Source organism: Streptomyces sp. NPDC030143 (assembly GCF_055573695.1).
On the sequence record NZ_JBVIAY010000019.1, the window covers coordinates 72,437 to 95,146 of the forward strand.

Sequence of the window (22,710 nt, forward strand, 5' to 3'; positions counted from 1 at the left end):
CCCGTCGGGGCCGACGCCATGTCACCCGCCGTTACCGCGACGCGCCCCGAGAACCGCTGGCCGGCGCCCGCCGAGACGGCGCGGGACCGTCGGATGTACGGCCCGCGCCACCCTAACCAACAACGCCGGCGGGCACACCGCCGCCGGAGAGCCCGTCCGCGCGAATCCGGTGACGGCTCATCCTCCGCTTCGGGAAGTCATCGTCGGCCCGTTGTTCCGTTGGTGACCTGTCAGCGGGCGTGACGTCCGGTTCTCGGCTCCGCGTGGTCGCGTTCTGCGGTGCCGTGGCTGCGGCCGGGGTCAGGCGGCCGCTGAACCCGACGACCCGGAGGGTGGGCCGCCGGGCCGGAGCAGGCTCGTCGCGCGGTGGGCGGTCTGGTCGGCGTCCTGCGGCAGGAAACGGCTGGCCTTGCCGCTCCATGTGACGATGAGCTCGTCACGAGCGCGGGTGGCGGCCACGAACACCAGGGAACGGGCGCGCTGTTCCTCCTGGCGGTAGCGGTCCGGGTTCGCGAGCCGGTACTGCTCGATGCGCTGATGCGGTACCTGGCCCTCACCGACGGACGTGAGGAAGACGCGCTGGAACTCCAGCCCCTTGAAGCGGTGCATGGTGCCGATGCGCACGGCGTCCCGGTCGGCACGGGGTCCCTCTCGTCCGAGTTCGTCCACCGGGATGTGGAAGGGCTCCCGGGCCAGAACGTTGGCGAACTCCTGAGCGGAGCTCCCGTCGGGCACGCTGACCGCCATCGCGGAGTACGGCGTGCCGTGGGTGTCGTGGCGTTCCCGGATGAGGGTCGCCACGGCACGCATCTCGGTGAGACGGTCGGGAGCACGCCAGAACTGCGGGGCCAGCCCGGTGAGAACGGAGCGGTAGCCGTCAAGGGTGTCCGGACCGTTGTCGAGGTCGTCGAACGTGGCACCGCTGATCAGGCCGTTCGCACTGCCGAGGATCTGCCTGGTCGTACGGTAGTTGAGGGTGAGACGTCGCGAGGCGCGGCCGCGGACCTCGATGCCCTGGTGGCCGAGAACCACCCGGTTGCCGTAGATGCGCTGGTGGGCGTCGCCGACGAGGAAGATGTCGTTCGGGCCTTTGCGGACCATGGCGCGCAGCATCCGCCAGTGCGAGGCGGACAGGTCCTGTGCCTCGTCGACGACGACGTGCTGGTAGCGCGGCTTGAGCCACATCCCGCTGCCCGTCTCGCGGTGGATGAGGTCGCGGCCCCCCACTTCCTCCTTGTACCGGGCCTGCTCCTCGGTCCGGGCCATCCGGCTCTGTTCGATGGCGGCCGCCTTCTCGGCGAGAAGTGCGTACGTGGTCTGCCGCGGCGGGGACTCCAAGTGGGCCTTGTAGGCGAGCACGAGCTGCCAGATGTCGTGGCGTTGGGCGGGGCTGACGCGGGGGCGCCCCGAGCGGCCGACGCGCCGGTAGGTGTCCCACGAGCCGCATCCGCCCGCGACGATCACGTGCTTGAACTCGGTGTCGAGGAAGTCGGCGTCGTACTCGAACCGACGCGTCTCGGTGATCACGGTGTGCCACAGGTTCATGGCGGCGTCGTCGTCGATCGGCCGGCCCAGATCGGCACGGGCCTCCTGGACGATCTCCCGGGCGAGCTGGTCGACGGACTTGACGTCGACACGGCGCAGCAGTTCGTCCCCGCCGAGACGGCTCAGGCGCTCCTTGAGATCGAGCGCGAGGTTGGTGTTGTACGTGGTGAGGAGAATGGGGCGGGAGTGGCCGGGCGGCAGCCTGTCGGCCAGGTGTCGCACGCGGTGGAGGGCCACGACGGTCTTGCCGGTGCCGGGACCGCCGGTCACCTTCGCCGAGCCCTTGAAGTCGCCGGTGGCGAGGCGCTTCTGCTCAGGGTGGAGGAACAGGCGCCAGGCGTCGAAGCTCTTGCCGAGTGCGCCGAGCACCGCGTCGTCGTCGGTCTCGGCCTGGGACACGGCGCGCTGGGCCGCACGGGCCCAGTCGCGGGGATTGACGTCCTCCTCGGGGCGCCACTTGTCCGTGATGTTCTGCCGCACGTCCTTCGGGTCCACGCGGTCGCGCAGTGCGAGGAGGACGTCACGGGTGAGCTCGGGAAGGTTGTGGGTGAGCAGCTGCTCGAACTGCTCGTCGGTGCGGACCTTCCGGAGCGGAGGCAGCAGCGAGGGGACGACCCCGAGGCCGAGGAGGACCTCGTCGTCGTAACGGGCGAAGAGCGGAGTGCGGAGGCTGCTGGTGGGGGTCGGTGCGGCGGCCTCGGGCCCGGGTGCGTCCGCCGTGGCGGCCGTCGCCGCACGGGGCGGCGGTTCATCGCCGGCGGCGGCTTCCGTCCGGTCCGGCAGGGAGACGACGTTGGCGCTGACCTCGCTCTGGTCGACGACCTCGATCGCGCCGGAGACCGGGTTGATCTCGACGGTGAGCCGGGCGAGTTCGGCACCGGCCAGGGCGCCGTCACGCACCGCGAGGACCCGCATCTCGTCCTCGCCGTCGGTCGACAGGAGCAGGACCATGCACTGGGTGTCGGCGTGCGCGAGGTACAGGTCTCCGTTGTCTCCCGCGGCCCTCAGGAAGGTCCGGCGCAGGGCCCGGTTGTTCCGGTCGGAGCGCAGCCGGTGGACGAAGGCCGCGACCGCGTCCCCCACGGCGCCGCCCCGACGCCGGATGTCCTCATGAGCCTGGAGCCCCACCTGGACCCGCGTCCTGGCCCGGCCCGCCGGACGGCCCGCCCCGTAGCTCATTCCGCGACCCCCTTCTCACCCAGCAGCCGGGCGAGTTCCTCCACGTCCCAGTCACCCGGCGCGCGCACGTGCCAGCCGGCTGACGCGCACTGGGCCATGTACTCCGTGTCCTCGGCGTCCTCCCCGAGGACGATGCCGATCTTATGGGCGGGCCAGGCGAGTTCGATGGTGCGGGAGACACCGTCGACATCCCAGCTCGTCTTGCCGGCCGGCACGTCCGCACGGGCCGACAGTTGCTCGGCGAGTGCCGCGACCTGCGGATCTCCCCATGCGGTGAGTTCCCCGACGACCAGCTGCCAAGCGGTTCGCTCTACGGGGGTCATGGCCTCACCCACAACTGGAATCCCTGATTCCGATCGATCTGCGGGTTCCGTCGGGTCGACGCCCCGTGGGCGGTCCCCGGCCTCGTCGTCGGCGTTTTCGGGAAGAGACAGTCCGGTGCCCGCCGCGTCGCTGCGCAGCGCGGGAAGCAGACCACTGCCCGGTCCAGCCGTGGCGGCGAGCAGAGAGGCGTCGAAGGCGTCGAGTGCCGAGCGGGCGAGGGCGAGGCCGTCGGCCTGACCCGCTCCGGTGGGGTCGAGGAACTGGAGGATGTTCCCCCAGCTCAGCCAGGCCTTCCAACGACGCCGGTGGTCGGGCCGGTCCCCTTCGACCGCCTCGGGCCGGTCGTCGAGCACGGCGAGGGCGCTCCACCGCAGCGCCTTGGCGTCGGCGCGCTGTGCTCCGGCGAGGACGAGGGGCAGTCCTGAACCGTCCTGGAACGCGAGCAGTTTGAGCCCCTGTCCCCTGACGGGTGGGGCGGACTCAGCACGGACGGCGGCCTCGATCCACCCGGCCGCGGTGCCCGGGTCGGCGTCGACGAGGTCGTTCCTGCGGAGGAAGGCGGGTGCGCTGACGGCGAGTTGGGCGAGCTGCTGCCACTTGTTCAGCCTCGGGTCGCGCAGGAAGCCCAGCAGGGAGGGGATCGCCCCGCCGTACAGGAGGGCGTCGGCCTCCGCGGGGTCCCGTCGTGCGTTGGCCCACTGCTTGCGCACCATGGCCCCCGGTCCCGCGGGGGAGGTCACGTCGTACGGCGGCCAGGCCGCGTCGGCCTCGGGTCCCGCGATGACGGGTGCCAGCGGGTCGCGGGGCTCGTCCGCGTCCTCGGCCGGCTCGCCCTTCGGAGTCTTCAGGGCCTTCTCCCAGGCCACCACGTCGTCCCAGGTGATCTGCCAGACGAGGATGCCGTCGGCGCGCAGCAGGGCGCGTTTGGCGGCGTCCGCGGCGATCCGGTTGGTGCGGGAGGAGGCGTGCCAGCGGTAGCCGTCGAGGTAGACGGCGATCGGCAGCGGTGGCGCGCCGTCGGTGGTGGTGTCCCCGGCGACCGGGCGGAAGAGGAGGTCGGGCCGGGTGCGGTAGCCGTGCAGGTCCTTCTGGGCCACGACCTCCCAGCGGACCCGGCCGCCGCCGGGCCGGGTGAGGGTGAACTGTTTGCCCTGCCGGCCGGTCGGGGTCTGCTCGTGCTCCGCCGGGGCGCCGTTCTCGGGCACCTCGAGCCAGCGGTCGAGGGCCTCGATGAAGCGCCGCTCCAGGTCGCTCTCCGCCTGAGCGGCGAAACGGATCTCGGCGTCGGCGGACTCCTTGCGGAAGTCCCATCCGCTGTGACCGTCGGCGCCCAGCAGATCGTCGAGCATCCACAGGGCTTCCTGCCGGTCCAGGTCCTTGTAGTCCCGTTCCGGGGCGTAGCCGAGCAGGCAGAGGTGGCAGGCGCGGCGGGTGTCCTTGCAGGGGCAGGCCCGCAGCGCGTCCTGGGCCTCGGCGAGCACGGCGCGGAACTCCTCGCCGTCGCGGTCCACCAGGCGCTGGAGGTACCCGGTGCCGCCGGGCAGGGCGTCGTACAGCACCAGGTAGTTGCGGGTGAGGTCGCTCTCCCGGTCCGGCTCGGTGGCGGGGGCGGAGCGGATGTGCGCGGGGTCGCCGCCGTAGCGCCGTGCCAGGCCCAGGTGGAGCGCGGCCGAGAAGGAGGCGAGGCGCTCCGGCACGTTCAGGGTGGCGGCGGGGAGCAGGATGCGCAGTGCCTCGGTGCGGTGCTCGGTGGCGGTGATCACCGGCACGTCCTCGGGGGCGGCTTGCTTGTCACGGCGGCGGGTGGGGCACCACGGACGGTGGTGCGCGAGCTCGGGCCGGCCGAGCAGGGACTGGCTGAGCGAGTCCTGGGTGGGGGTGTGACCGGGCTCCCGGTCGGTGGCGCCGCCGCACCGCGGGCACACGGTGAACCCGGTGGGGCTCGCCACCTCGGTGCCGGCGAAGTAGGTGTCCTTGGGGCGGCCGTGCCGGGCCTTGCCGAGGTTGAAGCGGCGGATGACCGCCTCGCGGACGTGGTCCACCCCGAAGGTCCTGTTGCCGTGCCGCCAGGTCTCCTTGATGTTCCGCGGGTCCACGTCGACGGCGGTCACGGTGGTGTAGGTGGTCCGGATCCGGTTCTCGTGGTCGTCGACGATCCGGGCGTCGTCCCGCTTGTCGTGCGCGGTCACCTTGCGGGGCACGACGACCTGGAAGACCGCGTTGCGTCCGCCGATGCCGTGGCCGCCGCAGCGCGGGCAGGGCGAGGTGTCCTGCTCGGCCCGCTCACCGGTGCGGACGTGGCCGCACTCCCGGCAGATCCGCCAGGTCCGCAGCCCGACGGGCCTGCCGGTCCGCGAGTCCTTCCTGGTGGGGCCGAGGTCGAAGCCGTCGACGACGTGCCGGTAGCCGCGTACGTAGTAGGCGTTGCCCGGGGCGAGTTCGGTGAGCGCGGCTTCGGCGGGCCGGTCGTAGACGCGCGGTTCGCTGCTCCACCTGGTCGTGGGCGCGTCCCCGGCGTCGGCCTTCTCAGTGGCCGTGCGACGCTTTCGCACGGGTTCCTTGAAGGAGAGCATCGCCTCCAGCCGTACGCCGTCCTCGACGAGGCTGTAGTTGGGCAGCAGTCCGTGCTCGACGAGGAAGCCCTGGGCGCCTGCCTGGGCCATCTCCGAGAGCCGCTTGCTGACGCCGGTCGCCTCCCGGATCAGGGTGCGCTTCTCACGTGCCTCGTCGTCCACGGCTTCCTGGAGCGCGTCCGCCGCGTCGTTGATCATGCTGCGGCGCTGGACGAGTTCCGCACACTCGGCCTGCCAGGCGCGCTCGGCGGCGTCCAGCGCCTGGCCCAGTTTCTCCGCTGCGAACCGCCGCAGCACCTTGCGGGCGTCGCTGGAGGTGCCGGAGCCGGGAACACCCTCGATCTCGGGGAACAGACGGAGGAATTCGTCCGCGAGGTCCAGGCGGCCGGCCGTCGCCTTGCGGAACTGCTTCAGCCAACCACTGCGGCCGACGAGTTGGGTCACCCGGTCCGGCAACGGAATGACACCCTCCAGGACGCCCCGCGCCGCCCGGTCGATCAGGAACGCCGTGTACTGACGGCACAGCAACTCGCCCGCCGAGAGGAAGCAGCCGGGCGGCAGGATCGGGCCGGCGATCAGGTGGCGTGGTTCGGCGAGGTGGTACAGGGCGCGGGGGCTGGTGTCGGCCAGGGACACCATGAGGGCGTTGCCGGTGGCCCGCCCGGCGCGGCCGGCCCGCTGGACGTAGCCGGCCGTGGACGGCGGCAGCGAGGCCAGGATGACGGACTCCAACTGGCCGATGTCGATGCCGAGTTCGAGCGTCGGGGTGCAGGACAGGACGTTCGGGTCGGTGTGCTTGACGCCACGCCGGAACCCCTTCTCCACCTCCTCGCGCTCCTTGCGTTTGAGGACACCGGTGTGTTCGGCGGCGACCACGCTGTACGGCTTGGCCTCCCTGTACAGGCGCCGGTAGTAGTTGGAGCGGGGGTCGCGGGCGGCCCGGCCGCCGACCTCGGCGGAGGGCCGGGTGATGGTTCCCTCGCAGCGCTTGAGCGGGCAGCGGGTGCCCTGCCACACGGAGGCCCGCTCCGGCGGCACGGTCTGCGTCCAGCCGCACTCCCGGCAGGTGAGGACGGCGTGTGGGGTCTGTTCGTCGTCGAGCGGGCGTACGCGCACATGGCCGGGTGTGAGCCCGTACACCCCGTGGCCCTGCTGCTTGTCGGCGGTGTCGGTCCGCCGCCGGGCGAGCGCGCCGACGTCCGCGTGGGCGAGCTGCTCCAGCAGCGCGGCCAGGTACTCCCCCGCGGTCTGCCGGTCCAGCCCCAGACACCGCTGGGTGAAGTCGACGTACCAGCTGTCCCGGGTGTCCACCCGTTCGAAGTCCGTGTTTCCGCTGCGGGCGCCGACCAGCACGAACGCGGGCGCTTCGGAGTTGCGGCCGAACGCGGGCATGCCCGGGGGGCGCCCCGTCCAGACCGGGTAGCGGTTGCGGCCCTCCTCGTCTATGAAGTCGTCCAGCCAGGTGTGGTGGATGCCGCCGATCTGGCGGATGTGCTCGAGGAGTCCGCGGACGTAGCCCTCGAAGTAGCGCAGCCGCTGGGCGTCTCCTCGGGCGGGTGGTCCGCCGGCCGCACCGGCGGCGGCGGGCAGGAGCTGCCCGTTGTGGAAGTCGAACAGGGCCTCGGCCGCCTTGGCGGCCTTTTCGGGCTCGGGCAGGTGAACCTCGGCGGCGACCGTGCGGGTCAGTTCGAGGGTGCGGCCGAGGCGGGAGTGCAGGCCGAACTCCAGCAGCGTGTTGAAGGCGAGGCGCTGGCCGACCAGCTCCCAGGTCGTCTCCGGGATGCGCTTGCGGCCTTCGAGGAGGCGCTTGACCGGGGGCACATCGTGCAGGTCGGGCGGGATGACGGAGGCGAGGACCCGCTTCTCCTCCACGGCGGCCCGGCTCACCAGGGACGCGATCAGCTCGTTGAGCGGGACGCCGTCGGCCGCGAAGGCGGGGTCCGTGCGGACCCGCTCGGACAGCTGCTGGTGGATCAGCGACCGGAGCGAGAACTTCCAGGCGCGGCTGGCCACGAAGCCGGCGCGGTGCGCCGCGTCCTGCACCGAGTCGTTGAAGATCAGCGTCTTGCGGCGGTCGCGCTTCTCCTCGTCCTCGTCCGGCAGTTCACCGCCGGTGAAGAGCTGGGTGACGACGACCGAGGCGAGCGGGGCCACGCCGGCGCCGAGGAAGCGGATGCCCTGGGCCTGTCCGCAGGCGGGACAGCGGTCCTGCTTGGAGTACTCGCTGCGCTCCTGGTGCTCGAACCACGTCCACACGTAGACGCCGTTGTCGGGGGCGGGAGAGACCGCGCCGCCGCCGCGGAGAACCTCGTCGGCGTCCAGCCTGCGCAGTGTCGTGCCGTTGTCCTCCAGGACCATCAGGGTCGCGTCGTGCGCGGCGCCCCGGCGGCCGCGCTGGGCGCGGCGCGCGTGTATGGCCCGGGCCTGTTCGGCGGCCTCCGCCGGGGTGGCCGCGATCATGGCCCGTACCCGGCCCTTGGCGGCGCCGCGCGTGGCGCTGGCGCGGTAGATCTCGTCCGGGGCGTGCACCAGGTTCTGCGGATTGCGGTCGGGACAGATCGCGGCCCATCCGGAGCGCCCGCAGTGTCGGCAGTAGGCGGCCGGGAGCCGCCCGGAGGACCGCGCCTTCCGCCGTCGTTCCGCCTGCGCGGCCACCGCCACCGCCCGCCGCTCGGCGTCCGCGCGGTCCTGATCGGCGAGGGCGGCCTGGTCGGCGTCCGACCAGGAGAACACCGGCTCGGGGCTGACGAACCTGAGCACGCGGGACAGCGCCCGCAGCCACAGGTGCGTCTCCACCAGCAGCAGGGGCCGTTCCTCACCGGCGGGAGCGTCGGGATCGCGGGCCATGGAGATCAGCGCGACGAAGCGCGCGAGGGCGGCGGCGGCCGTGTCCGGGTCCTGTGCGGCGACGGCGCGCCACGCCGACGTGGCGTCGAAGTCCTCCAGCACCTCCAGGGCCGTCAGCGGCGCGTCCTTCGTGCGCAGCAGTGCGCGCGTGAGGGGGTGGGCGAGCAGCCGCCGCCCCAGCTCACGCGGGTCGGCCGTGTCGCACCCGAGCGTGGCGCGCGCCACGGCGTCCATACCGCCGGGCGTGCGCACCGGGTCCGGGAGACCGGCCAGTTCCTCGGGGGACGGCAGGGGCAGCGAATGGTCGACGGGAGAGAGGAACTCGTCCGTGTCCCGCCGCTCCTCCCCCACGACCGCGTCGTCCGGGAACCGCACGCCGAACACCTGCGAGGCCACGTCCAGCATGGCCCGCGCCCCGCCCGCCCCGCCGCCGGAGCCGAGCGTCGCGGAGGTCGCCACGGGACAGATCGGCCCGAGCGGCCGCCCCTTCTCGGCGGCCCCGACCACGGCCGCGAGGCGGCGCAGCAGCATCGCCACATCGGTGCCCTGCGCGCCGTCGAAGGTGTGGAACTCGTCGATCACCACATAGGCGAGGTCGGCGTCCCGCCACAGGGAGGCGTCCTGCTGCCGCTGGAGCAGCAGGTCGAGCATCTTGTAGTTGGTGATCAGGATGTCCGGCGGGTTGCGGCGGATCTCGGCCCGGTCCACCATCACCCGCCCGTACGGCGGCTCCGACCCGCGCGCGGCCGAGGCCTCACCGATGTACAGCCCCGCCGTGACGTCGTCGAGCCGCTCGTCGCGTTCGAACAGGTCACCGAGCCGGCCCGCCTGGTCTCCGGCGAGCGCGTTCATCGGATACAGCAGTACGGCCTTGATCCCCGCCTTCCCCGCTGCCCGTTCGCGACGGCAGTGGTCGAGTACGGGGATGAGGAAGGACTCGGTCTTGCCGGAGCCCGTTCCGGTCGTCACGAGGGTCGGCTGGGGCCGGCGCCCGTCCTTGCTGGTCAGCCGGGCGAAGGACTCCGCCTGGTGCGCGTAGGGCCGGAAGCGCGCCGGAATCCAGTCCAGGTGCCGCTCCCAGCCGTCCGCCGCCGGCCGGAAGGGACGCCGGATGCGGAGGTAGGGGCCCCGGAAGAGCCCGTCGGCCGGGTCGGTGAGGAACTCCTCCAGGGCGTCCTGGGTGTCGGGCTCGGCCAGCGCGAAGGTCGTCGTCAGATACTCGACCGTGGTGTCGCGCAGCGTCCGCGCGGCGAGTGTGGGTCTCATGACGCGCCGTGGCCCCCGTCTCCCGTGTCCCGGCACCCGTCACCGCCTGGACTGATCACGTTCCACTCTACGACCGGCCACCGACAGTGGCCCTGGTTCCGCATGATCCGGCAGCGGAGCTCAGGGGATCTGCCGGCAGACCTCGCGCGGGTTGCCGACGGCCAGGACCCACACGATCAACCGGCCGTCCTCGACGGTGTGGACGACGCGGTGGTCACCGACCCTGAGCCGCCATCGGGCGCTGTGGCTCCGGAGGTCCGTGACGTCGAACGCCGTGGTGTCGCCCGCGTCGATGGCTTTCCGCAACTCGGCGAGGCGGTACAGGAGGCGCAGGGCGTGCGGGCGCGGGGCCCCGCGAGCATGTCGCGCTGCGCGTGGGGCGTGAAGCGCGTGACGCACCCACGGGTCAGCCCTGATCGGCGCGGAGCGGGGCGGCCATCTCCTCGAGCGAGACCGACCCTTGCGTGCCTTCGGACTCGGCCTCGTCGGCCGGCCGGTCGAGCCAGGCCTCCTCGGCGTCTTCGGCGATCCGACGCAGCCGCCGGTACTCCTCGACGTCGATCACGACGGCTTCCTGCTTGCCGCGCCGGGTGATGATCGTCGGGGTCCCCTCCCGGCGGGCACGGTCGATGACGTCGGCCCGGTGACTGCGGACCTCGGCCATCGATTCGACGATCGGCTCACTCATGTCACACATGTCGCAGATGTACATGTAGGCGCTTCGGTCAGTGCGTGTTCGGCCCAGACCGTCTTGCCCGGACCGTCGGGCCGGAGGTGCCAGCCCCAGCGGGTGGCGAGGCCGGCGACGAGGAGCAGACCCCGGCCGCCGGCGTCGTCGGCGGCCGGGGTGGGCAGGGCGTCCGGGCGGGGCGGCAGCCGTTCGGCGCGGGTGTCGGTGACCTCGATCCGGACGGTCTGGGTGTGGGCGGTCACCTGTAGGCGGAGGTGGAAGTCCCGGCCGGGCACGTGACCGTGCCGTACCGCGTTGGCGGTCAGCTCGGCGAGGACCAGCACGATCGCGTCGTGCCGGTACGTCTCGTACGGGATCCCCCAGGCGTCGAGCCGGTTCGCGGCGAGCCTCCGGGCGAGGCGGGCGCCGCGCGGGGTGGAGGTGAAGCACATCTCGAACGCGCGGTCGAGCGGAGCGTGAGGGGTGATCAAGTAGTCGGCGGGGCGGGTGGGTTGAGCGGTGCCGGTGGGGGCGCCGGGTTTGTTCGTCATGCCGACAACGGTGTCGCCGGTCGCGTAGCGTGACCAGTGGTGACGCACCGACGCGGGCCGGTTGTACGCGCGTTGTCGGTAGCAGTACGAGACACGCGGCGTGACGGCGCTCCTGGGCGGGCGTTGGGCCAGGGAGGCGGTAGTGGTGACCGACGGTGCGGGCGCGGAGGCGGGGACCGTGACAGCGGGCGAGGAGGTGACGGTGAGCTTCGGCGACAGCTGGGAGAACGACGGCGGCGACGCCGGCGGCGGTGGACAGGCCGGGGCGGACAAGTCCGGGCAGGGTGTCGTCACCGCGTTCGGGCAGAGCATGAAGACGCTGCGGGTGCGGGCGGGTCTTGAGCGGGAGGAGTTCGGGCGGCGGATCGGGTACTCGGCGTCCACGGTCGCGTCGTTCGAGCAAGGGCGGAGGATTCCGTCACCGAGGACGATCGAGCAGGCGGATGAGGCGTTGGGGGCGGGCGGGTTGCTGGCCTTGTGGAAGGAGCAGGTGGAACGGGCTCAGTATCCGGTCCGATTCCAGGGGATGGCGAAGCTGGAGAAGGAGTGCATCGAGCTGCTCATGTACGACGCGCTCGTCGTCAACGGCCTGCTTCAGACCGAGGAGTACATGCGGGCCCTGCTTGCCATGAGGCGTCCGCCCCTGGCGCAGGAGACGATCGATCAGCGGGTGACCGCACGGCTGGCCCGGCAGGACATCTTCGACCGGCAGCCCGCGCCACTGCTGGGGTTCGTGATGACCGAGGCAGTGTTGCGGCAATGCTATGGCGGCAAGGACGTACTACGCGGCCAGCTGGAGCACCTTCTTCTGATCGGGCAGAAGCGGAACGTCGAGATGCAGGTCATGCCGCTCCACTGCGAGGACAACGCGGGCGTGAACGGGCCTTTCACCGTCGTCACTCGGAAGGACGGCAAGAAGTTCGTCTACTCCGAAGCGCACGCAATCAGCACACTGGAGGCCGACCCTGAACAGGCGGTTCTCGCCGCCGCGCGCTATGGGATCATCCGATCACAGGCTCTCAGTCCGCGAGAGTCCTCGCAGTTCATCGAAAAGTTGCTGGGAGAGCTATGAACGCCACCGAGTCCGAACTCACCTGGTTCAAGAGCAGCTACAGCGACACTGAGGGTGGTCAGTGCGTCGAGGTCGCGGCCGGTACGGGAGTTGTGCACATCCGGGACTCCAAGGCCGTGGCCGGACCGGTCCTCCATGTGTCACGCGAAGCGTGGGCGGGCTTCGTCGGGGAGGCCTGACGGTCGTACGTACGCGGGAGCCCTGCCGGTCCTTGTCGGGCGGCAGGGCTCTCGCGCGTCAGGCTTCGCGCATGCGGCGGGTGAACTCTGCGTGGGCCGCACTCATCTCTTTCTTGCGGCGGGCCTGGTAGAGGGGGTCGGTGTAACCGTCGGGGAGTGTGTACTCGTCCGGGAACGCCTCATGTGAACTCAGGGTCTTCCAGGCATCCTTGGGCTGTCCGTAGCCGTGCTGCTGGTGCGCCTTCGCGATACGGCGGCCGGCCGCGTCGAACCACATGTTCTCCTCGTACTGCTGGAGTACGGGGAACCGGGCGTCGTACATGGCGACGAGTTCATCAGCGCTGATGCCTAGCCACACGGCGACCAGGGCGTCGATCTCGACGAGCGCCGCGCGACGGGCGAACTCCGTGCGGAGGGGGGTGTCTCGGGTCCAGGTACGGCCTACGCCTTCGGCGAGCGGGGGTGTGGACTCGGGCCAGGTTCCGGAGGCGGCCCAGGTGTCCTGCTCCCAGGCGGAGTCGTACAGCTCTTCCCAGAGGGGGGCATAGGCGTTGGTCTGGCAGTTGAGGCGGAGAGTGCGGAGAAGGAGGGCTGCTTCCAAGGGGTGGCCTGACGTGGGGACGGGGAGTCTCCTCGCCTCCGATGCATCGAGATTAGTCCTGTTCGTTGCGCGCAAGAAATAGTCGATCGGCAGTGCCGCAAAAAATCCCGAAACGAGCACGGTTTCACGATTCCCTACCAACGCGGCACTCCGGATTCCGTGAATGTGAGTGGGCCCTGGAGGAACGATGCAAGCAAATAGGCTGCGCTCGGTGTTTTGCGGGATCATTTGACGCCACGCCACTCGATAGAAATCCGAGTAAGGCCGTGTACTTGCCGCCCTCAGCCAAAGATGGACTGCCCGGTCGAGGTCGCTGTTCAGCTCAAGGGTCCCTGCCTTGACATCATTCTCCGCCGCCGAGATCGCTGCCGGGGCGCCGTAGAGTTGAGTGAGCCGGTCGTGATCAACCCAGCGATCCTGCGCCCCAATGAACCGCGAACGAGCTCCTGATCTGCGGTAATTGGTGGCTGGCACTGCGTCAACCTCCAGGCCTAGGTGATTCCAAGGCTCCATCTGAAGCGACGTACGGGCGCCCTCGGTCGGCCGCTTAGCGAAGGCTGTCGCAATGCCGATGAAGGGCCCCTGAAGGATCACGTCGTCCCACGTGTCGGCCGGTCCGGAGTCCCAAGTGAAGTAGCCCGCTGTGCGATCGTTCTTCTCATGGAAACCCGGGCTGATACGGGGCTTCAGTGCGGCAAGCCGGTGCGGCCACTTCGCAAGAGCATCGATGGCCGCGTCCTCGGCAGCAGTGACCGGAAACAGGAGTTTGGCCTGCTCGACCGGCGGTGGATTCTGCTCGCCTGCCAGAGCACGCCACTTCGTGAGTCGAGTCTTGTCTACTATGACAATCCGGTCCCGATGCGGACGCAAGTCCCACTTGCCCCCGTTCTTCACGCCCGGTACAGGACCTTCGCCAGCGTGACGCACTGAATTGACCAGCACACTGGGATGCAAGAGCCAGCTCACGTGTTGGAAGCAGACGTCGTCCTGCTCCCTTCCGTAGACGTTGAGGCTGAAATGCGTGCTGTGATCAACAGGCTTCGCGAAGAGATATAGCTCATTGACGAAGTCGGCGTGGAGCCGCAGATGCGCATATGCCCTCTTGCGAAGCACCCCTTCCTTCGGCCCCGTCAGATGCGTGGACGGATGAATGATTCCAGCCGTACCTCGTTCCCCAACAGCCCTCCACGCCAACAGCATGAACGCCCGATACAGATCCGGCTGCGTCCCCACAAGCTCCGGATAGGTGTCCACCGACGCAAGGAACCCGGACATCGCCGCATGGTCAGCCAACTCACCCAAAAACGTCGACCGAACCCCCGGCCACCCCACAACCTCGGCCTTACGCTCATCCCAGGCTTCATTGCTCGGCTTCTCCGCCAACTCGAACCACGGCTCGAACTCGGCGAGGACCCCACTCTCCTTCCACTCCTGCTTCACCCACGGCGGATTCCCCACCATCAAGTCGAACCCGCCCTCGGCAAACACATGGGCGAAGTCCAACTCCCAGTGGAAGAAGCCCCGTTCCTCCGCGATCCGCTGCACGGACTCGTACCAAGGGAACGTGTCCCCGAGATCCGCCGGCCGGGACCACGCCGTGGCCTCGGTCATCTTCTCGTCGAGTTCGGCTTCCTTCTCATCCAGCTCACGGAGGCCCTTCACACCCTCGAAGGACAGCAACGACACCTGCTGCCCTTCCCCGGTGTCCACATCCACCCGCCCGAGCACGGCCTCGGCGAACTCGATCCAGTCGTCGAGGGACTTGAGCGCGACCTTCCGCCTGGCGTGCCCCTTGGGCAGAGCCGTGCGGTCCTCCCCGTTCGGCCGGTATTGGAACTCGTCCGTGCCGTCGAGCAGCCCGATCTCCTCCAGCGGCCAGAACCACAGCGCGCACCAGGCGTCCATGACCTGCTTGAGCCGCCAGTACGGGGTGCCCTTCCGCTGGAGTGCCTTCAGGACGGCGTCCCGGTCCATCGCGGGACGACGACGACCCGCGCCGCCCTCCCCCTCCCGGGGAGCCGAAGCGCCCCACACGTCCACCTGCCGCGAGATCTCCTCCTCGGAGAGCCTCAGCCGCATCACGACGAGGTCCCACAGGTACTCGACCCGTCGGGCGAGCCCGATCAGCCGCCCGGTCTGCGTCCGAGCACCGGGCTCCTCCTCATCGTCCTGCGCGGACTTGGCCGGAGCCGCAGCCGCCGCACCCCTCGACGCACCGCCACCGCCGCCACTGCCCGCCGCCGCCGCTGAGGAAATCCCCAGCGTCGGCTGCTCCCAGATCTCCAGCCCGAGATCGAGCGTGCCCTGCCCCAGCGCCTCATCCCTCTCCGCCTGCTTCTCCGGAGTCGGCGCAGCCTTCTTCTTCGGCGCGGGCGCCCGCCGGGGGTCGCCCTTCGGGTTGCGCCGCATCGCCGACCGCCACTTGCGCAGCGCCTCGACCAGCTCCGGCTCCAGCCAGTCGACGGCCTTCCCGTCGACCACGGCCTTGACCGTCTCCTTTGAGGTCCCCTTGTTCAGCGTCCGGACGGAGACCTTCTCCCCGATCGCCCCCCACCCCATCGCGGGCAGCAGGAACTGGTGCACCTCCCGCGCCTTCAGCTTCTCCCCCAGCGGCACGTGCCGGGGCTTCTGCGGCTCCTTGGACGTCAGCCAGCCGCCCTTGCTCAGGCTGTTGCCGGGGTACACCTTGCGCGCGGCGCCGATCAGCGAGTTGCCCCGGTGGAGGTGAAGGCCGTACCAGGGTGCCTTCATGCCCCGGTGCATGGTGTTCAGCCACAGGGAGATCTCGGCGAGCTCCACCGCCGTCTCGTTCAGGTCGACGCCGTACGCGTTGTGCAGCGCGATGTACGCCTTCACCTTCTGCAGTTCGCGCTGGTAGTCCTCGGGGTCGATCTCCACGCCCCGCTCGCGCTGGGCGAGCTTCAGGTACAGCTCGGCGAGCTGGTTGACGGCCTCGTTGAGGAACGCGCCGGAGCCGAGGGCCGGTTCACACACCCGCCACTTCAGGACGTCCGCGGCATTGATCCAGGCCTTCTCCGGCTCCTTGGGGTCGACCTCGCCCTTCTCGTCGAGACGGAAACGCAGGGTCTGCTCGACCGTCGCCTCGGTGAGGGACTTGGGCGTGTAGTACGAGGCGCTGGTCTCGCGGTCACGGCCGGCGAGACGGTAGACGTACGAGTCGACCTTGCGCGGCACCGGCACCAGTTCGTTGCTCTGCGGGTCGCGCTCCGTCCCCACGAACACCTCGTTCGGGTAGCGCCCCGAGGCGACCTGACTCGCCTTGATCAGCCAGGAGCCGCCACTCGGGTCGCCGCCCTTGGCGACCTCGTACAGCGGCTCGTCGGCGATGAACCCGGTGTACGACATCAGGCCCTCGTACACCGCACCCAGGTGGTTGATGTCGAGGTTGGCGTACGAGATGAACCCGCCGCGCCCGCCACGGCCCCGGCCCTCCACCACCGTCAGGTTGCGCAGCACCTGGTGCAGGACCTTGTTCCGCAGGCGCAGGTCGAGGCGGCGGGCGGTGTCGGGGATCGTGCCGTCAGGAGCCTTGTCGGCGGGGTGGACGATGATCTGGTCGACGAGCTTGATCGACGCCGGGTCGAAGAGCCGGGAGCGCAGGGCCTCGATGCGGACACCCGCGTAGCCGTCGTCCTCGGCCAGCTCCGGGATCTCGCTGTCGACGCCGGCCGCGGAATCGCGCGAGGTGACCGTCTCGGCGACCGGATGTCCGGTGAAGACCTTCTCGAACAGCAGCGCCAGCGAGTCGTGGAAGTGGTGGCGGTCGCGCGAGGCGCTGGACAGCTTCTCCTGGACCACCAGTTCACGCAGCCGGCCCACGCTGTACCCGGAGGTGTACTCCGGGCTCTTCATCGGGAGGATGTCCAGCTCGGGGCGGGCCTCGGCGTAGAGGAGGAAGAGGATGCGGTACAGGTAGCGGAGCGACTCGTTGGTGAGGAGGCGGGGCAGGGCGCCGGGGTCCGCGAGGGGGCCCGGGAGCCACTCGGGGAGGTCGTCGGGCCTGACCCCCTTCTTCCCGGCCAGTTCCAGCACCTCGTTGGCGATCAGGTGGACCGACTTCTTGAGCCCCTCGCGCAGGTCGGAGGTCACTCCCACGGAGTGGTCCCGGGACTCCGCCACCAGGCGGGCGATGTCGTCGTCCCCGCCGTCCTCGGCCGGACGCAGCGACTGCGCCCCGAAGAGGGCGGCTATCACGTCCAGTTCGCCGGCGGTCGCGCCCTTGAGGCCCTTGCGGGGCAGCGCCACCTCCAGGCTGACGGCGAGGTGCCGGCCCCGGGCGAAGTTCTCCCGGTCCGCGAGGACGACGACCCCGCCGAAGAGGAGCAGCGCGTAGCGGGGCGCGTCGTCGGCGGACAGCAGCCAGGCGGCCAGGTCCGTGACCGTGGTGAGGGTCTTGCCGGAGGCCACCCGGACGGGGACGGCCAGGCGGTTGGCGGAGCCCTCGCCGCGTGTGGCGGCCACGTCGTCGGCGAAGCCGCCGGTGAGGACGACGATGCCGGGCTCGCTGTGGGCCACGGGCACCGCGACCGGGGCGGCCGCGCCGTGCACGGTGAGGTGCCCGGGGGCGGGGGTGAATCCCAGCGCCTTCAGGACCCGTGCGTGCCAGGCGTTCAGGTCCGCCCGCCAGGCGCCCTCCGGGGTGTCGTCGTAGACGCGCGGCGCGGTCGCGGGCTGGAACGCGGGCGGCCCGTCCGGGCCCGGGTGGGCCTTGAGTGCCTCCGTCGCCGACCGCTGGGCCGCGATCGCCCCGGCGTCGGGCAGCGGGTTGTACTTCTCGGCCTCGCCGCCCACGGTGAGGCGTACGTCGAGGTACGGGCCCGTGAGGTCCCGCAGGCCCTGGCGGGGGGTGGGCCGGCCCTGCCGCTCGTCGGCCGTCCACTCCTTCAGGCGGCCGGTCCTGAGCTGCTTGGGCAGGATCTCGTCCAGGTAGAAGGGCGGGAAGTACTCACCCTCGTTGGTCAGAGCGTCGAACTTCACCCGTGCTGCTCCTGCTGGATCGCGTCAGTGGTGGTGGACCGGTGGGAACGGGACGTCGTCATGAGCTCGGCTCCAGGGCTGCCAGGACCCGCACCATCGGCTCGCCCGTCGTACGGAGCCGGGCCGCCGCCTCCTCGAGGTTCTCGGCGGCGCGGTCGCGGGCGGTGCGGCCGCCGCTGAAACCGGGGAGGGTCTGCGCGCGCCAGAGGCCGACCCTCTTCTCGTACTCCAGCAGGGGGCGGTCGACGAGTTTCTCCGCGTCCTCGCGGCGCAGCCTCATCTCGCGGCGGGTGGCCTCCACGGCCTCGCGCACGTGGCGGCGGAGCGCCGCCGGGTCGCCCTCGGCGAAGTGGTCGGGCATGTCCGGGCCCAGGCCCAGGTCGGCGAGGAGAGCGCGGGTCAGCTCCCTGACCCGGGGCTCCCCGTCCGGGCGGCCGAGCCGGTCGACGGCCAGCCAGGCGACGACCGTGGGACGTCCGTCCTTGTTGGACCACACGCCCTGCGTGAGGAACACCGGCTCGGGCAGGCGGGTGCGGTCCACCTGGATCACCGGTGCCTGCTGACGGCCCAACTGGACCAGAACCTTGTCGGTGATCCACTCCATGACCGGGTGCAGCTCGCCGACGTAGTGCGCGTCCGGCCACAGCGAGGACGAGTCGGCGTCCTCACGGGCCCGCTTCAGGGAGTCGGCCGCGTCCCTCTTGCTGAAGGTGAGCTTCATACGGCGGGTGATGCCCTGGTCGCGCAGGTAGCCGGCGGGCAGCACGTCGAGCCGGTCGGCGAGGTCGTCCGGGGTGTCGAAGCTGAGGTCGGTGCCGTTCACGGTGGTGTCCAGGCGGAAGGGCTCCAGGTCCGCCAGTTCCGCGAGGCCGGCGAGGACGTACTCGCGGCGGTCCTCGAACAGGCGCAGTTCCTCGACATGGTGGAGGGGAGCCAGGGCGGCGGCCTGCGCGGCGGGGGCCGGCTCCTCCTGCGGGGCGCCCGTGGTGTCGGGGGCTTCGTCGAAGTCGAAGCCCGCGTCGCCGTCGTAGTCCGTGTCGAAGTCGAAGCCGGCGTCCTCGAACGGATCGCCGTCCGCGCCGAACTCGGCGTTCAGCTGTTGCGCGAGCGGCAGGTTCGCCGCCGTGACGCCCTCGTCCAGGGGAACGGACTCCAGGTCCGCGACGGCCTCCCGCGGCGCCTCGCCCTTGAGCAGCGCCTCCATGACGCGCTTCTCCTCCAGGTCGCCGTCGTTCTCCTTCGTCGCCGCCTCCACGGCGCCGAGGACGGCGTGCACCCGCGCCTCGCGGGCGAGAACCTTCTCGGCGATGTCGGTGTCGTCGAGCGCGCCCTCGACGGAGGACTCGAGGATCATCGCGCGGAACTCGGGCGGCTCGGTCTGCCCGTAGCGGTCGATGCGGCCGTTGCGCTGCTCGACCCTGATCAGGCTCCAGGGCAGGTCCCAGTGGATCAGGTGGTGGCACTGGCGGTGCAGGTTGACGCCCTCGGAGGCGCCGTCGCCGGTGAGCAGCAGACGGACGTCGCCGCCCGCGCGGGCGAACTCGTCGACGTACTCCATCTGCACCTTGTCCGAGACGCCGGTGCTGTGCAGCACCTTGACGGCGGCCTTGGCGTCGTCCTTCTTCTTCCAGCCCAGCAGTGGGGGGAGCACCTCGCCGAGCCAGTCGAGGGTCTCGCGGCGCTCGGAGAAGACGACCGCCCGGGGCGCGTTGCCCGCCCCCACGCCGATGCGGCGCAGCTCCTCGACCAGACCCGCGAGTTTGGAAGTGGCGGTCAGCCCGTTCTCCCCGCCGGCCGCGCGTTCGATGGCACGGGCGAGCTCCATGAGACGCAGGAGGGAGGCGGCCTCGGGCGTGCGTACCGCGATGTCGGCCGGGGGCGCGTCGAAGATCTTGTGTCCGTCGGGGAGGCGGTGCCCCGTCCTGGCGAGCCGCTCACGCACCGTGGAGAACAGGGCGCGGTGCGAGGAGAGGAACGACTTGAGCAGGACGTACGGGAAGAGCCTGTCCTCCGTGCCGGTCTGCGCGTCGGGCTGCTCGAGCCAGTGCCGGGCCAGCTCCTGGAAGACCTTCTCCTCCAGTTCGTTCGCCCGGCAGCGCACCGGGTGGGAGCCGCCGCGCGGGGCCCAGTGATCCTTCAGCTGGTCCGCGACCTCGGCGCTGACCTTGGTCCGGCGCAGCATCAGGTGGTCCAGCTCTTCGGCCTTGGGGTGGCGCGGGTCCTTGACCGCCATGGGATCGAGGAGGCGGATCAGGCCGGTGAAGGCCTGCATGTCGCCGTTGTGCGGGGTCGCGCTGGCCAGCACGAGGGCGTCGGTGCGCTCGGCCAGGAGGTCGGCGAGGGCGCGACGGTCGCTGCCCTGGTTGATGAGGTTGTGGGACTCGTCGATGACCACCGCGTCCCAGCGGATGTGCTCCAGCCACGGGCGGTAGCGCTTGGGGTTCTTGAGCGTGTCCATGGAGATGATCACGCGCTTGAAGTACGTGAACGGATTGCGTCCCGCCGGGATCTTCCGCTCGATCCGGGCGATGCCGGCGCTGTCGAGCCGCACCAGGGGCAGCGAGAAACGCGTCCACATCTCGTGCTGGAACTGTTCGAGCACCGGAGCGGGCGTGACCACGAGGATGCGCTCACCCCGGCCGCGCCGGATCAGCTCGCTGAGCAGCACCCCGATCTCCAGGGTCTTGCCGAGCCCCACGACGTCACCGATCAGCAGGCGCGGCCGCAGCGGGTTCGCCAGGGCCTTCGCGGCGGGCCGCAGCTGGTAGTCCATGCGGTCGAGGAGGAAGCCGTCGGCGAGTGCCAGACGGCGTTCGGTCTGGGGCAGCGGAGTCTTGCGCAGCACTGCCTCCAGGAAGAGGCGGCTGCGCCGGAAGTGCGGCGAACGGTCGCCGACGAGCTCGGTGTCCTCGGGGAGCAGGACCCGCGGCCGGTCCATCGTCGGCACGAGGAAGCGGGCCTCCTGGCCGCGCACCAGCTCGGACGCTCCGACCGCCTCGATCACGAACTCGCCGGGCCGCACCTCGTCACTGCTGCGGACCATCCACTCCTCGTCCCGCACCTCGATCACCGTGCCGGCGGGCGGAGCCCCCTCGGGGTGCGCCACGGCCTGGACTGCGGGGCGGTCCTCGGTGCTGCCGGGCACGGTGTCGCGCATGGTGTGCGGGTCCTTTCGGGTCGTACGGGGACGCCTGCGGCGACGAGTCGAGTGGTGGCCGATACCGCCGGGGCGCGGCGTCCCTCTGAAGCCTAGGGCTCCGGAGAGGTGAGGTGGGAGCATACGGAGGATGGCGTGGGGCATCGGCGACCGGCCGGGCCCCGCCTGAGCGTCCTCCCGTCGAGGCGGCTCCGCCCGCCCCCGGCCGCGCCGTCTCCGCTGCCTACAGCCTGCCGCTGTGCGCGTAGGCCTTCCGCAGCCGCTCCGCCACGCGCAGGGCGGCGGGGGGCGGAGCGGCAGCGGGCCGCTCCTCGGCCGGCCGCGGGGGCTGGAGGGGGTAGCTGGTGGGCTCGGGGGCTCTGACCGGGGGCGCCTCGGGGGTCACGCCGGACGGAGCCGGGGCGGGAAGCGTTGCGGCCGGCTGCGCCTGGGGCTGGTCGACGACCGTCGGCGTGTACCCGGCCGGCACGTCGGCCTCGGCGCCGCCCTCGGCCGGCTCCATGTCGTCGGCGTCGACGAGGCCGAAGAAACCCGCGCCACCGCTCGACAGGTCCACGGGCACGCCCCCGGCCCACGGGGCGTCGGGTGCCACCCCCGCGTCGACCGCGCGCTGGGCCAGGTCCCGGACCGCCGGATCGACACCGCCCGAGCGTGCCTCGGGGGGCAGTTCCGGAGCCAGGCCGGCCTCCGCCACGAGCACCCGCAGCTGCTCGAACGCCAGGTCCTGGGTCAGCCCCGCTTCATGGAGGAGGGCCCGCACCCCCATCTCCACCCTGTCCAGGTCCGGACGGAGGCCGGGGACGTCCACCAGTATCTGCGCGAGCAGCGGGCGGAAGTCCGCGCCGACACCGTTCCAGTTCGGCGGGGTGAGCAAGGGCTCCTTCGGGTAGGGCGGCCTGCCCGTCAGCGCGAAGAACAGCGTGGCGCCGAGCGCGTACACGTCCGTGGGTTCCTTGGCGCTGGGGAAGTCGTGCAGCTGCTCGTAGGACATGAACGGCTTGGTTCCCCACGCTTCACCGGGTCCGGTGATCGCCTGGCTGGTCCGTCGCTCGATCAGTGTGGCCAGCCCGAAGTCCAGGACGACCGGCCCGTCCGGGCCGAGCACCACGTTGTCCGGCTTGAGGTCCCGGTGCAGCAGTCCCGTCCCGTGGATGGCGCGCAGCGCGTCGACCAGGTGGAGAGCGAGGGCGGCGTACGGGCCCACGGAGAACGTCCCGGATCCCTGCACCATGCTGTGCAGCGACGGACCCTCGATGTAGTCCATCGCGAACCACGGTTCGGGCGCGTCGGTGTCGGCCGCGAGGAGTGCCGGTACACGGTCGCTGACCACGGCCCGGACGGTGTCGATCTCCCGGTCGAACCGCTGACGGGCCCCCGGCTGGTCCAGCAGGTGCGGCTGGATCATCTTGACCACGGCGAGCCTCGGTTCCGCGGCGCCCGCGCCCTCGTCGGGGTCGACCAGGTGGTACGTCGCGGTCAGTTCGTCCGTGAGGCCGTCCAGCGGGATCCGGCGAGCCAGATACGCCACGCCCATGCCGCCTTCTCCCAGCCGGGCGAGCAGTTCGAACGGCCCCAGCACACGAGGGTCCTTGTCGGCGTCCAGCGGCTTCATCGGCGCTCTCGTACCCCCACGCTCACGTTACGGCCCCCCGGCCGCACTGCTGTCGATCAGTTTACGGGCAGTGCCACGGCGGAGGCGGTCGGCGAGGGAGAGCCGTGGCCCTGTTCCTGACCTGGGCGGTCTTCGG

Annotated in this window: 10 protein-coding genes; 2 read left to right on the forward strand and 8 right to left on the reverse strand. The window is 71.1% G+C overall.

Annotation, left to right across the window (positions count from 1 at the left end; genetic code table 11):
• Positions 1-300: 300 nt before the first annotated feature.
• From ACZ4YY_RS28070 to ACZ4YY_RS28090, 5 genes are all read right to left on the reverse strand, one after another.
• Positions 301-2,724: a UvrD-helicase domain-containing protein gene (locus tag ACZ4YY_RS28070; RefSeq protein ID WP_468296085.1), complete on the reverse strand. Its 2,424-nt coding sequence runs from the start codon at positions 2,722-2,724 to the stop codon at positions 301-303.
• Positions 2,721-9,734, reverse strand: coding sequence for a DEAD/DEAH box helicase (locus tag ACZ4YY_RS28075; RefSeq protein WP_468296088.1), 7,014 nt, complete (start codon positions 9,732-9,734; stop codon positions 2,721-2,723). The genes ACZ4YY_RS28070 and ACZ4YY_RS28075 overlap by 4 nt, the downstream gene beginning before the upstream one ends.
• Before the next feature lie 120 nt (positions 9,735-9,854).
• Positions 9,855-10,040 carry a type II toxin-antitoxin system RelE family toxin gene (locus ACZ4YY_RS28080; RefSeq protein ID WP_468296091.1) on the reverse strand — a complete coding sequence of 62 codons (186 nt, stop codon included), beginning with the start codon at positions 10,038-10,040 and terminating at the stop codon, positions 9,855-9,857.
• A gap of 100 nt (positions 10,041-10,140) precedes the next feature.
• Positions 10,141-10,422: a type II toxin-antitoxin system Phd/YefM family antitoxin gene (locus tag ACZ4YY_RS28085; RefSeq protein ID WP_468296094.1), complete on the reverse strand. Its 282-nt coding sequence runs from the start codon at positions 10,420-10,422 to the stop codon at positions 10,141-10,143.
• Complete coding sequence (locus ACZ4YY_RS28090) at positions 10,419-10,955, reverse strand: ATP-binding protein (protein WP_468296097.1); 537 nt, start codon at positions 10,953-10,955, stop codon at positions 10,419-10,421. The genes ACZ4YY_RS28085 and ACZ4YY_RS28090 overlap by 4 nt, the downstream gene beginning before the upstream one ends.
• Positions 10,956-11,100: 145 nt before the next feature.
• Between ACZ4YY_RS28090 and ACZ4YY_RS28095 the strand changes: the two genes are divergently transcribed.
• Complete coding sequence (locus ACZ4YY_RS28095; protein WP_468296247.1) at positions 11,101-12,027, forward strand: helix-turn-helix domain-containing protein; 927 nt, start codon at positions 11,101-11,103, stop codon at positions 12,025-12,027.
• Positions 12,024-12,206, forward strand: a complete 183-nt coding sequence (locus ACZ4YY_RS28100; protein WP_468296099.1) for a DUF397 domain-containing protein — start codon at positions 12,024-12,026, stop codon at positions 12,204-12,206. The genes ACZ4YY_RS28095 and ACZ4YY_RS28100 overlap by 4 nt, the downstream gene beginning before the upstream one ends.
• Positions 12,207-12,264: 58 nt before the next feature.
• Here ACZ4YY_RS28100 and ACZ4YY_RS28105 read toward each other — a convergent pair whose 3' ends face one another.
• The 3 genes from ACZ4YY_RS28105 to ACZ4YY_RS28115 form a co-directional block, all read right to left on the reverse strand.
• Complete coding sequence (locus ACZ4YY_RS28105; RefSeq protein WP_468296102.1) at positions 12,265-17,805, reverse strand: Eco57I restriction-modification methylase domain-containing protein; 5,541 nt, start codon at positions 17,803-17,805, stop codon at positions 12,265-12,267.
• 58 nt (positions 17,806-17,863) lie between these two features.
• Complete coding sequence (locus ACZ4YY_RS28110) at positions 17,864-20,962, reverse strand: SNF2-related protein (protein WP_468296105.1); 3,099 nt, start codon at positions 20,960-20,962, stop codon at positions 17,864-17,866.
• Positions 20,963-21,185: 223 nt separating this feature from the next.
• A complete protein-coding gene (locus ACZ4YY_RS28115; protein ID WP_468296108.1) occupies positions 21,186-22,574 on the reverse strand; it encodes a serine/threonine-protein kinase in 1,389 nt (462 codons plus the stop codon).
• Positions 22,575-22,710 lie beyond the last annotated feature (136 nt).

What these genes read in the sequence shown, in the direction of transcription:
- ACZ4YY_RS28070 (WP_468296085.1), bottom strand. Translation starts at nt 2,724, where the DNA reads ATGAGCTACGGGGCGGGCCGTCCGGCGGGCCGGGCCAGGACGCGGGTC.
- ACZ4YY_RS28075 (WP_468296088.1), bottom strand. Translation starts at nt 9,734, where the DNA reads ATGAGACCCACACTCGCCGCGCGGACGCTGCGCGACACCACGGTCGAG.
- ACZ4YY_RS28085 (WP_468296094.1), bottom strand. Translation starts at nt 10,422, where the DNA reads ATGAGTGAGCCGATCGTCGAATCGATGGCCGAGGTCCGCAGTCACCGG.
- ACZ4YY_RS28090 (WP_468296097.1), bottom strand. Translation starts at nt 10,955, where the DNA reads ATGACGAACAAACCCGGCGCCCCCACCGGCACCGCTCAACCCACCCGC.
- ACZ4YY_RS28100 (WP_468296099.1), top strand. Translation starts at nt 12,024, where the DNA reads ATGAACGCCACCGAGTCCGAACTCACCTGGTTCAAGAGCAGCTACAGC.
- ACZ4YY_RS28110 (WP_468296105.1), bottom strand. Translation starts at nt 20,962, where the DNA reads ATGCGCGACACCGTGCCCGGCAGCACCGAGGACCGCCCCGCAGTCCAG.
- ACZ4YY_RS28115 (WP_468296108.1), bottom strand. Translation starts at nt 22,574, where the DNA reads ATGAAGCCGCTGGACGCCGACAAGGACCCTCGTGTGCTGGGGCCGTTC.